The organism is Microbacterium sp. C448, from assembly GCF_000582705.2.
GTDB lineage: Bacteria > Actinomycetota > Actinomycetes > Actinomycetales > Microbacteriaceae > Microbacterium > Microbacterium lacus_A.
This window is the reverse complement of the sequence record NZ_HG779665.1, coordinates 1-13226: the sequence shown is the minus strand read 5'-3', so window position 1 is coordinate 13226 and position 13226 is coordinate 1. Positions and strand designations below refer to the sequence as shown.

At 68.5% G+C, this 13226-nt stretch carries 11 protein-coding genes; 3 read left to right on the top strand and 8 right to left on the bottom strand.

The window, feature by feature from the left end; all coding sequences use genetic code 11:
- Window positions 1–90: 90 nt before the first annotated feature.
- Window positions 91–714 carry a helix-turn-helix domain-containing protein gene (locus tag MIC448_RS07530; protein WP_373457225.1) on the top strand — a complete coding sequence of 208 codons (624 nt, stop codon included), beginning with the start codon at window positions 91–93 and terminating at the stop codon, window positions 712–714.
- 125 nt (window positions 715–839) lie between these two features.
- On the opposite strand, the gene add is transcribed toward MIC448_RS07530, so the two are convergent.
- The 4 genes from add to MIC448_RS07510 all read right to left on the bottom strand — a co-directional run bounded on the left by add (window position 840) and on the right by MIC448_RS07510 (window position 4435).
- On the bottom strand, window positions 840–1835 hold the full coding sequence (gene add, locus MIC448_RS07525) for an adenosine deaminase (RefSeq protein WP_232711670.1): 996 nt from the start codon (window positions 1833–1835) through the stop codon (window positions 840–842).
- Complete coding sequence (locus MIC448_RS07520; RefSeq protein WP_036298005.1) at window positions 1832–2899, bottom strand: isopenicillin N synthase family oxygenase; 1068 nt, start codon at window positions 2897–2899, stop codon at window positions 1832–1834. Before MIC448_RS07520 ends, add begins: the two co-directional genes overlap by 4 nt.
- Before the next feature lie 84 nt (window positions 2900–2983).
- Complete coding sequence (locus MIC448_RS07515; protein ID WP_157811172.1) at window positions 2984–3592, bottom strand: helix-turn-helix domain-containing protein; 609 nt, start codon at window positions 3590–3592, stop codon at window positions 2984–2986.
- A gap of 60 nt (window positions 3593–3652) precedes the next feature.
- Window positions 3653–4435: an SDR family oxidoreductase gene (locus tag MIC448_RS07510; protein WP_036297998.1), complete on the bottom strand. Its 783-nt coding sequence runs from the start codon at window positions 4433–4435 to the stop codon at window positions 3653–3655.
- A 135-nt stretch (window positions 4436–4570) separates the two neighbouring features.
- Here MIC448_RS07510 and MIC448_RS07505 point away from each other — a divergent pair, with 135 nt between their 5' ends.
- On the top strand, window positions 4571–5005 hold the full coding sequence (locus MIC448_RS07505; protein WP_243419924.1) for a DUF2809 domain-containing protein: 435 nt from the start codon (window positions 4571–4573) through the stop codon (window positions 5003–5005).
- A gap of 9 nt (window positions 5006–5014) precedes the next feature.
- On the opposite strand, the gene poxB is transcribed toward MIC448_RS07505, so the two are convergent.
- The gene (gene poxB, locus MIC448_RS07500) at window positions 5015–6748 is read right to left on the bottom strand and encodes a ubiquinone-dependent pyruvate dehydrogenase (protein ID WP_036297997.1); all 1734 of its coding nucleotides are present in this window, start codon (window positions 6746–6748) and stop codon (window positions 5015–5017) included.
- A 319-nt stretch (window positions 6749–7067) separates the two neighbouring features.
- Between poxB and MIC448_RS07495 the strand changes: the two genes are divergently transcribed.
- Window positions 7068–7205, top strand: a complete 138-nt coding sequence (locus MIC448_RS07495; RefSeq protein ID WP_157811171.1) for a hypothetical protein — start codon at window positions 7068–7070, stop codon at window positions 7203–7205.
- A 71-nt stretch (window positions 7206–7276) separates the two neighbouring features.
- Here the strand turns inward: MIC448_RS07495 and MIC448_RS07490 are convergent, their stop codons facing one another.
- The 3 genes from MIC448_RS07490 to MIC448_RS07480 are packed head-to-tail and all read right to left on the bottom strand — an operon-like array spanning window position 7277 to window position 13222.
- Window positions 7277–8017: a dienelactone hydrolase family protein gene (locus MIC448_RS07490; protein WP_036297996.1), complete on the bottom strand. Its 741-nt coding sequence runs from the start codon at window positions 8015–8017 to the stop codon at window positions 7277–7279.
- Between the two features lie 49 nt (window positions 8018–8066).
- Complete coding sequence (locus tag MIC448_RS07485) at window positions 8067–11669, bottom strand: error-prone DNA polymerase (protein WP_036297995.1); 3603 nt, start codon at window positions 11667–11669, stop codon at window positions 8067–8069.
- Window positions 11669–13222 (bottom strand): DNA polymerase Y family protein, encoded by a 1554-nt coding sequence (locus tag MIC448_RS07480; RefSeq protein WP_051513338.1) that lies wholly within the window; start codon window positions 13220–13222, stop codon window positions 11669–11671. The genes MIC448_RS07485 and MIC448_RS07480 overlap by 1 nt, the downstream gene beginning before the upstream one ends.
- Window positions 13223–13226: the final 4 nt, after the last annotated feature.

Genomic DNA, 13226 nt, shown 5'->3' with positions numbered 1-13226 from the left:
CCCCGCCGATGATGATCGTGTCCCAGGGTTCGCTCGAAGAGTCGGTGACGGATGTGTGCATGACCCCAGAGTGCAGCTGCGCATGTGAGAATGGCAAACAGTTTTGCAGTATTGGCAAGCAGGAAGAACGTGGGCGATATGGCGGATGGATTGGACCAGGTCGGCGCGCGGCTGCGTGCGGCCCGTCATGCGCACGGGTGGACGCTCGAAGAACTCGCCGCACGTGCGCAGATGTCGGTGAGCACGCTGTCCCGGCTCGAATCCGGCAAGCGTCAGGCGAGCTTGGAGTTGTTGGTGCCGCTGACCCGTCAGCTCGGGGTGCGCATCGACGATCTGGTGGCCGCACCGACCGTCGACCCTCGCGTGCGGCGGTCAGTCATTCGTCGGGACGGCATGGTCATCGCTCCGCTCGCGCCCGAGGGTTCGGCCGTGAATACCTACAAGATCACGTACTCACCGGATCCGAACGGATGCTCTGAGTTGCGCGTGCACGATGGCTACGAATGGCTGTACGTGATCGCGGGGCGGTTGCGGCTGCGACTTGGTGAGCAGGATCTTGTGCTGGCGCGGGGCGAGGCGGCGGAGTTCGATACCCGCATCCCGCATGCGATGGGCGCGGCGGGTAACCGTCCCGCGCAGATCATCAGCATCTTCAACGAGGCGGGCGTCCGCATGCACACCCACGGCGCGGCCGCGGAGGTCGACGCGCCCTGAGCCGGTCACCTCGACAGGCTCAGCAACCGCGGGCGCAACGCGTCGCCGAAACACCCCTACCGCGCCCAAACACCCCGCGTCGGGAGGTGTTTCGACGCACAAAGGGTGTTTCGGCCGGGAATGGGTCACACGGCCGAGCGCAGCGCAGCCAGGTGTCGCTCACGCTCACCCGCGTCGATGAACGCAGCCTCGAACGAGGTCTCGATGCATCCGATCAAGACTTCCTGAGACGTTCCGATGTCCTCGAGCGCGGCGAAGTTCGCGCCGATCTGGCCGCCGAAGTAGGCCGGGTCGTCGCTGGAGATGGTGACCGGAACGCCCGCGTCGAGCATCGCGAACAGCGGGTGCCGATCCATCCGGTCCACGGCGCGCAGCGCGACGTTCGATAGCGGGCAGACGTTCACCGGGATCTGCTCGGCGGCGATCCGCTTCAGCAGCTCCGGGTCTTCGACCGCACGCAGTCCGTGGTCGATCCGCTCGACCCGCAGATCGTCGAGCGCCTGACGAACGTACTCGGGGTCGCCCTCTTCGCCCGCGTGACACGTGCGGTGGAGGCCATCCGCAGCGGCGCGCGCGAAGACATCCCGAAACAGCACGGGCGGATAGCCGACCTCGGTCGAATCGAGCCCGACCCCGATGATCATGTCGCGGAACGGCGCGAAGTCGGTCAGCATCTGATCGGCTGCCTCGGCTCCGAGGTCGCGGGTGAAATCGAGGATCATGTCGCACGAGAGGCCCTCGCGTCGGGCATCGGCGAACGCGGCTCCGTAGCCCTCCATGACCGCGGCGAGCGGAACGCCCGCCCCGACGTGCGTCATGGGGTTGAAGAACGACTCGGCGCGGGTCACGCCGTTCTCACGTGCACGGCGCAGGTAGAGCGCAGCGAGGTCGTGGAAGTCTTCGGCGGTGCGCATCACGGCCAGGTTGTCGAAGTAGACGTCGAGGAAGTCCTGCAGTTGCCCGAAGCGATAGCGGGCATCGAGCACGTCAGGATCGTACGTCGGCAGCGGAACGCCGTTGCGGCGCGCGAGCGTCACGAGAAGTTCGGACTCCAGAGCGCCCTCGAGATGCATGTGCAACTCGGCCTTCGGGACCAGCGGCGAGGAGGCGGGATGCGTCACAGTGCTGCCTCGACCTGTGCTGCCTCGACCTGCGCCGCCTCGACCCGTGCCTGCTCGCGGGCCGCGGCGGTGTTCTTGACGCCCGCGCGCGATCCCCGCAGCTTCGCCTGAACGTGCTCCGCCACGGTCACCGGCTCGTAGACCGGCTCCGAGTGCTCGAGCATCGCCGGAAGAGTCCGGATGACGGCATCCGCATTCCAGTCGTGGAAGAAGGCTGCCGAACGACGACGCTTGATCGTGCCGTCGACGATCGGCGGCTTGACGCGGTGCAGGGTCGACATCCATTCGTCGTTCGTGACGCGCGCGGCGATGTCGCCGAGGTTCACGAGCAATGCGCCTTCGGCGGGCATGACGTCGTGCCAGCGGCCATCGCGGCCCAGCACCTGCAGTCCCTCGACCCGGTCGGCCCACAGCACCGTGACCATGCCGTAGTCGGTGTGTTCGCCCATTCCGGTCAGGTCGGCGCCGAGCTCGATGCTGCCCGGGGGGAGCGCGTAGTTGTTCATGCGGAGGACGTTGATCGGATGGTCCGACACGGCGCCGAACACGTCCCGGTCAACGCCGAGCGCGTCCGCGAAGGCATCCTGCAGCGTGTACGCCACCCGCCGCGCCTCGGCGAAGTACGTGGAGACGCGCTCCTCGAAGCCGGGGGTGTCCGGCCAGGTGTTAGCGGCGTAGTCGCCCGTCTCATCGGTGAAGCCGGGGAAATCCGCCTCGGAGCTGCCGATGTTGAAGGCCTCGAAGAAGTCGTTCATGCGGGTGACGGGGTCAACGCCCAGCGAATAGCTCAGCGATTCGCTCTTAGGCGGGCTGTACCCGCGGTTCTCTTTCGCGGGACGCTTCCACTGCTTCTTCGCCTCGAGATCCTGACCGAAGAAGTCGTCCATCGCCTGCGCGAGACCATCCGTCGCCGCCGTCGGTACGCCGTGGCCGACGATCTGGATGAAGCCGACGGTGCGGCACGCGATATCGAGGGCGCGCGCGACGGCGGCCTTGCTTTCTGCGCTCGCATCGGTGACGTAGGCGGAGATGTCGACGGTCGGGACGAGTAAGTTTTCGCTCATGGAGTGATAGTACACAGCAATCATTGATTGCTGATGTAAATAACTTGTTACGGCCGCGTGGCACGATAGGCGAGAAGTCGCGCGTCACGCGTCGGGGGAGTGCACGAGAAGGATCGTGGCGCTCTCCGGGCCGATCACACGCCACACATTGCGCAGCTCTCCGGGGTAGGTCATCGCGTCCCCTGTGCCGAGTTCCCACTCGCCCTGGCCCTCGATTGTCACGACGATCCGCCCGTCGGCGACGTAGACGAGCAGCTCGCCGTCCGACTGGAACCAGTCGCCCATGTCCTCGTCCGCACCCACCACGTACTCCGTCGCGACGACGCGGCGGCCCGAGGCGGTGAGGATCCGTCCCATCCCTGCGTTCGCGGACTCGGTGACCGGAACCCGGCGCGCATCTTCGCGCCGCTGAACATGGATCGGCGCGGGCCCGACTGCGGCGGGCATGAGTTCTGCGGCCGACAGGCCGAGCGCACCGGCGAGGCGGTAGAGCGTCAGCATCGACGGAAGCGTGTGGCCGTTCTCGATCTGGCTGAGGAACGGCTGGCTGATCCCCGCCTCTGCGGCGAGCGCGCGCATCGACAGCTTCCGGTCGGACCGAGCGGATGCCACGGCGCGGCCGATCGCGGCCGCGATGCTCGTCTCGGTCCGATCGTCGTCGGTCGCGGTCGCGCCGGGGGTGTCTTCGCTCACCGTCTCAGGGTAGGCCAGACCCACCCGGTCGCTCCGTACACGCCCGGGCGCCGCCGACGTTCACCAGGTCGAGTCACCCCGGATGATCGCATCCGACCCGCCGTCGATGAAGACGACCTGCCCGCAGAGATGGGCGTTCTCTTCGCTCGTCAGCCATGCGAGCAAATAAGCGACGTCACGAGGCTCGAAGATGCCGTTGAGCGGCATCGGCACCATCTGCAGCAGTGCATCGCGCGCCTCGGCCGTCGCGGTCAGGTCCGCGGTCATCGGCGTTGCCACAACACCCGGGCCGATCGCATTCAGGGGGATACCCGCGCCTGCCCACTCCGGGGTGGGTGCGTTGCGACGGATCCACCGCGCGAGCGCGCGCTTGGTCGTTCCGTAGATCAGATTGGCCATCTCGGGTGCCGACGTCTCGAGTTCGGCGCCCCGAGCAAGCGCTGCGCCCTCGTCGCCGGCCAGGAGAGCCTCGAGCAGCGCGTCGTCCGGCGGATAGAGCGACGCCATCGATGCCGTTGCGACCGCGCGGGGCGCCGAAGACCCCGCCAGCAGGGGCCGGAGCCCCTCGAGCGTCGCTACGGCGCCGAAGTAGTTGACGGCTACCGTTGCCGCGGTCGGGCTCGCCAATCCCGCATTGGCGATGATCGCGTCGATCCGGCCGTCGGTGGCCGTGGCGACCTCGGCGACCATCCGTTCGCGTCCTTCGGCGGTCGTCAAGTCGACGTTCACGTCGGCGTTGCGGAGGTCGACACCGACCACGCGATGCCCGCGTTCGCCGAGCAGCTGTGCCGTGGCCGCGCCGATCCCGCTTGCCGCGCCCGTGATGACATAGGTCCGAGACATGGTGTTCCTGCCTTCGTCGCGAGAGATTCTCCGCCGGGTGGGCGGCCCTCGTCCCCAGCATCCTCCGATCGGCTCGTCGCAGCCAGGGCGTCGCGCCGTGAATATGGACGGGTCGTCGCCACATACGGTGGAGGGATGTCGGATGACCCGGGAACGATGGATGCGTCAGTGCCCCGGCGACCTCATTCCCGACGCCGACCCATCGCGGCCGCCCTGCTGATGCTGACGATAACCGCCGGGCTGCTGGTGCATTCGCTGGCGCCCGACGTGCCCGCATCCGATATCGCGGGCGACGCGCTCTACGCGATCGCGGCCTACCTCGCTGTGGTGATCGTCGCGCCCCACCTGCGCTCGCCGTTCGTGGCGTTGATCGCGGCAGCGTGGTGCACGTTCGTCGAGCTCTTTCAACTGACGGGCGTGCCACTGCGGCTCGGCGCCGACTTCTCGCCGATCATGCTCGTGCTGGGCACGGTCTTCGACCCTCGCGATCTCGCCGTCTACCTCGTCACGATCGCGGTCGTGCTGGTTGCGGATCTCGCGTTGGGGGGCCCGCGAACCAGCGCGGGGTAGACAGACAGATCAGCCGAAGATGCGGCGCCAGACGTTGGTGTCGGCGAGGTCGAGCAGCTCGTCGCCCCGTCCCGACATCACCGTGCGCAGCGCGTAGAGCGCGAACCCCTTTGCTTGTGCGGCCGTGACCGACGGCGGGATCGAGAGCTCGTCACGCGCCACGACGACGTCGATCAGTACCGGGCCGGGATCTGCGAAGGCGCTCGTCAAGGCGTTTTCCAGCTCGGACGCTTTCTCGACGCGGATGCCTCCGATGCCCATCGATCGCGCGACCTCGGCGAAGTCCGGGTTATGGAGTTCGGTGCCGAAGGGAACGATCCCCGCCGCTTTCATCTCGAGTTCGATGAAGTTCAGCGATGAGTTGTTGAACACGACGATCTTGATGGGCAGGTCGTTCTGGCGGATGGAGAGCAGATCGCCCATCAGCATCGCCAGGCCCCCGTCGCCCGCGAGCGCGATCACCTGACGTTTCGGATCGACCGCTTGGGCGCCGAGCGCGTGGGGCAGGGCATTCGCCATAGAACCGTGCGTGAACGATCCGATCAGGCGTCGCTTCTCGGTCATGCGCAGGTAGCGCGCAGCCCAGATCACAGGCGTGCCGACATCCGCCGTGAAGACGGCGTCCTGGGCGGCGAGCTCGTCGATCAGTCGTGCGACGTATTGCGGATGGATGGGCTGTTTGCCGTCGTCATTGGCAAACCCGTCGAGCTCTCGACGCGTCTTGGCGTAGTGCGCCACGGAATCCTTGAGGTGTGTGTCGCGCCGCCCCTCGCGCAGCAGCGGGAGAAGCGCTGTCGCCGTCTCGCGCACACCGCCGACCAGGCCGAGATCGATCGGGGTGCGACGCCCGAGCTGCTCGCCGCGGATGTCGATCTGGAGGATCTTCGCCTTGCTCGGATAGAACTGGCGGTAGGGAAAATCGGTACCGAGCATCAGCAGCGTGTCGCAGTGCTCCATCGCGCGGTAGCCCGAGGCGAAGCCGAGCAGTCCGGTCATGCCGACGTCGTAGGGGTTGTCGTATTCGATGTGCTGCTTGCCGCGATAGGCGTGCACGATCGGCGCCTGGAGTCTCTCTGCCAGCGCCATGACCTCGGCATGGGCTCCGGCGACGCCGGCGCCCGCGAGAATCGTGACCTTGCCTGCCGCGTCGAGCAGGTCGGCGGCGGCGCGCAACTCGGACTCGGCGGGCACGACGCTCGGTGCAGCGGCGCGGATCGGGGCGGACGGGCGGCGGTCTGGTGCATCCGCGAAGAACACGTCTGCGGGCACGACGACGGCCGCGACTCCGCGCTTCTCGACCGCTGTGCGCATGGCGATCTCCAGCACCCACGGGAGTTGGCTCGGGTCTGAGACCAGCTCGCTGTAGACGCTGCATTCGCGGAACAGCTCTTGCGGGTGTGTCTCTTGAAAGTAATTGCTCCCGATCTCGGCGGTCGGCAGGTGCGAGGCGATCGCGAGCACGGGAACACGACTGCGCTGAGCGTCGAACAGGCCGTTGATGAAGTGCAGATTGCCGGGACCCCCGCTGCCCGCGACAACGGCGAGATCTCCGGTCATCTCGGCCTCTGCGGCGGCCGCGAAGGCTGCGGATTCTTCGTGCCGCACGTGCATCCATCGGATGCTCTTGTCTCGGCGTAGAACGTCGGTGAATCCGTTGAGCGAGTCACCCGGCAGCCCCCAGATTCGGGTGACGCCAGCGCTCTTCAGCGTCTCGACGAACAGTTCTGCGACCGTGTGCGACATCGGGGATCCTTTCGCGGGCGATTCGTCGGCCACGATACGCCCGCCGCGCGCGACGGGATGGGGGTTGCGCTCGGCTCTCAACCCGCTCCGCTGTCACGGATCGACCGTCTTGTGTGCCCCGAACGTCGATGAGTGACAGTGCAACATATCGACCGCTGGATCGGTCCAATTGGATGCGAGTGGCCCGGGGGCGATCAGAAATGCTGCGGAATATGGCGGATCATGCGAGCGGGCGGCCAGTCCACTTCGATTGGACTGTTGTCCAGATCGTGACGATGCGGTCGGATCGGGTCATCCGCATTCAGCCCCGGAGGCACTCATGCTCATCGTCGTCCTGCTCGTCGCGTTCGTTCTGGTTGCACTCGTCGTCACCGCGACGATCGCCGCCGTCCTGCGCGATGATCGCGGCGCGATCGCCGAGGACTGGGCCTACGACACGCGTCGCCCGCGCCCCTGAGCGTCGGGCCCGGGGTCCATCCGGCTCCGGTCGGCCCGCGCCCCGAGTGTCGCGCTCGGTGTGCCGCGCGCTCAGCTCGCTCCGCGCAGCTGATCCCCGACGAAGGTCGTGGCCCTCAGCCATGCGTCGGCGGCGACATCCGGGTCGTAGGTATTCGGATTGGTCTCGTTGAAGAACGCGTGGCGGGCGCCGGGGTAGACGTGGTCCGAGAATTCGATGTCGTTCGCCCGCATGACCTCGCGAACCTCCGGCAGCCGGTCGACGATCGCCGGGTCGAGCTCGCCGTACAGCGCGAGGACGGGGCACGAGATCCGCGCGATGGCATCGGGTTCGGGAGCCGTGCCGTAGAACGGAACCGCCGCGCGGACACGATCATCGTCGGCGGCGAGAGCGAAGCTGTAGGTTCCGCCGAAGCAGAAGCCGGTCACGGCAATGCGTCCATCCACGGCCGGAAGGGTGGCGAGGTGGTCGACGACGGCTCGTAGGCGGGCCACGGCGGCCGCTGCGTACTCGGGGGAGCGAATCGGCGCGAGCGCCTCCCGCAGGCGGGGCTGGAGCGATGCCCGTTTCTCGTCGTCGGGGTCGGCGTTCAGGGCGGCGAGTTCTTCGCCGACCTCGGGGGTGACCCCGATATCGCTCAGCAGGTCGGGCGCGAGCACCAGGTATCCCTCGTCCGCCCACCGATCTGCGATCCGTGTGATCTGGTCGACCAGCCCCCAGATCTCATGGATGACGATAACCGCCCCACGTGGCGGACCCGCCGGCTCAGCACGATAGACACGGACTCCGTTGATCTCGATGCGCTCACCCACGGCGGCAGTCTAGGCGGACCATGCGGGCGGTGACGAGTGCGTTTGCCCGTCACCGGAAGTCCCGGGAGTTGTGTCGCACGCCCACCCGCAGGTCTTCGAAGCCATCCGCCACGAGGTTCGTCACCCCCTCGGGGGAGCGCTCCAACATGCCCCGGGCAATGAGCGCCGGGCTGTCACGCACGACGCGGCGATAGCGGTTCCAGACGCCGACCGTGCAGATCACGTTGACGAGCCCATGCTCGTCCTCGAGATTGAGGAACGTGACCCCGGATGCCGTAGCCGGGCGTTGCCGGTGCGTCACGAGTCCCGCGACCTCGACGCGGCGGCCCTCCTCGTGCGTCCGCATGGCCTCGGACGACAGCACACCCCGCTTGTCGAGGTCGGGACGATAGTGCGCGAGGGGGTGGTCGCCCGTCGAGACGCCCGTGGCCCAGAGATCCGCGGCCAGGGTGTCGTAGCCGGTCAGGTCGGGGAAGAGCGGAGGCTGCACGGCGATCATCGTGCCGGGCAGAAACTCGGAGCGATCCTGCGCGGCCGAACCCGCGAGCCAGATCGCCTCGCGGCGGGTCAGTCCCAGGCACTCGAAAGCCCCGGCGGTCGCGAGGGCCTCGAGCTGTGCGGCGGTGGCGTCGGTGCGCCGCACCAGATCGTGCAGATCGCGATACGGGCCGCGGGCATCCCGCTCCGTCACGATCTTCTGCGCCGTCGCCTCACCGATGCCCGTGACCCCCTTCAGCCCGAGGCGCACGGCGAAGGCGCCGTCGCGGCGGTGCGCGGCCGAGACATCCGGTGCTTTCGCGTCGAACAGGCCCGGATGGGGTTGCTCGGGGTCACGGCACGAGTCCAGGCCCGTGGGGCGGCGGGTCCCGCGGGCCGGAGCATCGGGCCCGCGCGCGCCCGAGCTCTTGTCCTCATCCTCCCCTTCGCTGAGCGTCGGAGATCCGCCCGGCGTCGGAGGGTTCGGGGCTACAGCATCCGATGCCCGCCGAATCTCCGACGCCGGCCCAGCGCTCGCGCCCTCGGGGTTGCCCACGCCCGGCGCGTCGTCGGTCACGGGCTCGAGCAGCTCGGTCACGCCCGAGCGCTGCAGGTCGGGCCGCAGCACCTCCACACCGTGACGTCGGGCGTCGGCGACGAGGGTGGCGGGGGAGTAGAAGCCCATCGGCTGCGATCGCAGCAAGCCCGCAAGAAAAGCCGCGGGATAGTGCAGCTTGATCCAGGAACTCGCGTACACCAGCAGCCCGAACGAGAGCGAGTGCGACTCGGCGAAGCCGAAGTTCGCGAACGCCTGGATCTTGGCGTAGATGTCGTCGGCGACCTCGCCGGTCAGTCCGTTCGAGGCCATGCCCTCGTACAGGCGGTCGCGGAGCGAATCGATCTTCTCGAGCCCGCGTTTGGACCCCATCGCGCGGCGGAGCAGGTCGGCCTCTTCGCCCGTGCATCCGCCGACCGCCATCGCGATCTGCATCAGCTGCTCCTGAAAGACCGGCACGCCGAGCGTTCGTTCGAGCACGGGTTCGAGCTTCGGATGCGGATATGTGATGGCCTCACGGCCGAGCTTGCGGCGGACGAACGGATGCACCGCACCGCCCTGTATCGGACCGGGGCGGATGAGCGCGATCTCGACCACGAGGTCGTAGAACGCCCGGGGTTGGAGGCGCGGGAGCAACCCCATCTGTGCGCGCGATTCGACCTGGAACACCCCGATCGAATCCGCCCGGCACAGCATGTCGAACACGGCCGGCTCTTCCTTCGGCAGCGTCGCGAGCTCCCACTGCTCGCCTGTCGCATCGCGGATCAGGTCGAAGCAGTGCTGCAGGGCGGCGAGCATCCCGAGCCCCAGCAGGTCGAACTTCACCAGACCCATCCAGGCCGCGTCGTCCTTGTCCCACTGGATGACGGTGCGCCCCGGCATCCGCGCGTGTTCGATCGGTACGACCTCGCCGACGGGACGGTCGGTCAACACCATCCCGCCCGAGTGGATGCCGAGGTGCCGGGGCGCCTTGAGGAGCTCGGTCGCGTACTCGATCACCTGATCGGGGATGTCGTGGTCGGACGACGTCAGTTCGGCCCCCCACCGCTCGACCTGGGCAGACCAGGCATCCTGCTGTCCCGGTGAATGCCCGAGAGCCTTGGCCATGTCGCGCACGGCGTTCTTCGGCCGGTACTGGATGACGTTCGCGACCTGCGCGGCGCGATCGCGGCCATACCGGCGGTAGACCCACTGGATGATCTCTTCGCGGCGATCCGAGTCGAAGTCGACGTCGATGTCGGGTTCCTCATCACGCAGCGACGATAGGAACCGCTCGAAGGGCAGCCGATAGTAGATCGGATCGACGGCCGTGATGTTCAGCAGGAAGCAGACGGCGCTGTTCGCCGCGGAACCACGCCCCTGACACAGGATGCCTCGGCGTCGGGCCTCGGCGACGATGTCGTGCACGATCAGGAAGTAGCCCGGAAAGTCCTTGCGCTCGATGACGTCGAGCTCGCCCTCGATCCGCGCTCGCTCGTCCGCGCTCAGCCGTGGGTAGGTCTTCGGCACGGCTTGCCAGACCAAATGCCTCAGCCATGACATCGGTGTGTGCCCCTCGGGCACCTCCTGCCGCGGCAGCGCGGGTTTCGCGCGGCGGAGGGGGAAGGCGAGTTCGTCGGCCAGAGGGACGGTGCGGGCCACGGCGCCGGGGTACCGGGCGAAGCGGGCGTGCATCTCGGCACCCGAGCGCAGGTGCGCGGCGTGATGTGCTGGCAGCCATCCGTCCAGTTCGTCGAGGCTGCGGTTGGCCCGTACGGCCGCAACCGCAGCCGCGAGTCGGGCGCGTTCGGGGGCTGCGTAGTGGACGTTGTTCGTGGCGATGAGGCTCAGGCGTCGCTCGGCGGCGAGTTCGGCGAGGGCGTCGTTGCGGCGCGAATCGAGCGGATCGCCGTGGTCGGTCAGCTCGACGTGCACGCTGTCACGACCGAACAACGCGACCAGGCGATCGAGTTCGCGGGCGGCGCCATCAACCCCCTCGGCCTCGAGCGCCCGCCGCACGGCCCCCTTGCGGCATCCGGTCAGCACCGCCCAGTGCCCGTCGGAACTCCCGGCTCGCCCGCCCCCGCCCGCGCCGGACTGAGCGGCGAGCTCCTCGAGGTCGTAGACGGGTCGCCCCTTCTCGGCCCCCCGCAGCTGCGCGGTCGTGATGGCCCCGGCCAGGCGGTGGTACCCCTCTTCGCCGCGCGCGAGGACGACCAGGTGCGCCCCCTCGGGTTCGGGCTCGCCCTTCTGCGGTCGGGTGAGTTCGAGCGAGAGCTCGGCACCGAAAACGGTGCGAAGGGCAAAGGCCTCTGCGGCCTCGGCGAAGCGTACGATCCCGTAAAAACCGTCGTGATCGGTCACCGCGAGGGCGTGCAGGCCCAGCCGCTCGGCCTCTTCGACCAGGTCTTCGGGTGAGGATGCGCCGTCGAGGAACGAGTACGACGTGTGCGCGTGCAGTTCGGCGTAGGGAACGGTGACGTCGGGGCGCAGCACGGGCGGTTTGACGTAGGCCGAGCGTTTGCGCGACCACGCCGGGCTGTCCCCGCCGTCCGCGTTCGGCGGGGTCGGATCGGGCCTTCGGCCACTGAGTACGCGTTCGAGCTCTGACCACGGCACGGGCGGGTTGTCGAAACCCATCAGTCGTACCTCCCCTCGGCCCACCATCGCTCGCCCTCGTTCACGAGCATCCAGGCCGTCTGATCGGCATCCACGACCTGCAGGCGATATGCCGTACGGGCCCGCTCGGCGTCCCAGATACGCTCGCGCACGGGCCATGGCCCCGCCCACGCCGCGACCGGACGCTGCCGCCCGTCGAGCCCCAACTGCGCCGGTGGCGCGCTGAGCAGACCACGCCCGTCGATACTCACCGACCGCCCCTCTCGATCGGTCACCGCGGCGCCCTGTCCCGCAGGGAACACGGTCGAGGGCAGGGGTGCGGGCAGATGCCCGGGCCACGGTTGCGCGCGCGAGCGGGGGACGGTTGCCCGATCGCCCCACGGCACGAGCGTCTGGCGCTCCGACAGCCAGCGGCCCCCGCCGAGAGTGGGCGTCGTGACACCGCGATGCCCGAGCATCGCCTGCACACGCGACAGGGCATGATGCACGCGCTCTTCGGCGCCCTGACCGAACAGTCCGGGTTCGTGATGGGACGCGGCATCCACAGCCTGCGGAATCAGCCGCACCAGCGCGACCCCGCTTTTCAGGTCGTTGCCGATGGCCGATTCGAGTTGCCAGCGCACCCGGTCGACGACATCGGGGGCGTCGAAGCACGTCGGATGCAGCCACACCCGCTCCGAGAACCCACCGCGCTCGTCGGTCATCTCGACCCGAAGCTCGGTGCAGACGAGGGAGACCTGTGTCAGGTTGTCGATGAATTCGTCGGCGGTTGTGCGCACCCCGAAGCCGATCTGATCGACGAGCTCGAGGGGCGGCTCGAATGCGATCTGCCGCTCGAGCTCGGGGGGAGGGGTGCGCGCGATGACCGCGCGCGGATCACGCCCCCCGGCGAGGGCGTGCAGACGGATGCCTCGTTCCCCGAACCGTCCGCGTACCTTCTCGACGTCCAGCTCGGCGAATTCACCGAGCGTCCGTACGCCCAGTCGGGCGAGCAGACCGATCAGTTCCTCGTCCTCGAGCGTCGTGACCGACAGGTCCGACAGGAATGCGGCGGTATCGCCCGACGGGATCACGAGGATGCCCCCGGGGCCCGTGCGCCGGGCCGCCTGCTCGGCGGTGAAGGGGCCGTCCGCGACGCCGGCACGCGTGTCGGGGATGCCGAGGTCGTCGAGAGACTCGCGCAGCACCCGAGCCGCGTCTTCTTCGCCCCCGTAGTACCGCGCCGGACCCCGCGCCCGCAGCGCACAGAGCCCGGGCCGGATGATCTGCACGCCGGGGGCCCGGGCCTCGATCGCCTCGACAATCGGCAGGAACCCGCGGTGATCGCGCGCGGCGTCGTCTGCGACGACCTGCAAAGCGGGGCAGCGTGCCTGGGCGTCACGTCTTCGCTGACCCCGTCGCACACCCTCGGCCCGCGCGGCGGCGGAGCACGCGATCACCCTATTTGCGCGCATGATCGCGACCGGCTCGCCCGCGAGGGTGCCCGTTCCTCCCGCGAGGGTGCCCGTTTCCCGGGCGAGCGCAACGATCGGCCAATCGGGGATCCACAGCACCAGGCTGCGCACGACGTCCACGCTC

Bases quoted from the DNA above. Each gene is read 5' to 3' on its own strand.
- MIC448_RS07530 (WP_373457225.1), top strand. From the start codon at position 91: ATGGCAAACAGTTTTGCAGTATTGGCAAGCAGGAAGAACGTGGGCGAT.
- MIC448_RS07520 (WP_036298005.1), bottom strand. From the start codon at position 2,899: ATGAGCGAAAACTTACTCGTCCCGACCGTCGACATCTCCGCCTACGTC.
- MIC448_RS07510 (WP_036297998.1), bottom strand. From the start codon at position 4,435: ATGTCTCGGACCTATGTCATCACGGGCGCGGCAAGCGGGATCGGCGCG.
- MIC448_RS07505 (WP_243419924.1), top strand. From the start codon at position 4,571: ATGTCGGATGACCCGGGAACGATGGATGCGTCAGTGCCCCGGCGACCT.
- poxB (WP_036297997.1), bottom strand. From the start codon at position 6,748: ATGTCGCACACGGTCGCAGAACTGTTCGTCGAGACGCTGAAGAGCGCT.
- MIC448_RS07495 (WP_157811171.1), top strand. From the start codon at position 7,068: ATGCTCATCGTCGTCCTGCTCGTCGCGTTCGTTCTGGTTGCACTCGTC.
- MIC448_RS07485 (WP_036297995.1), bottom strand. From the start codon at position 11,669: ATGGGTTTCGACAACCCGCCCGTGCCGTGGTCAGAGCTCGAACGCGTA.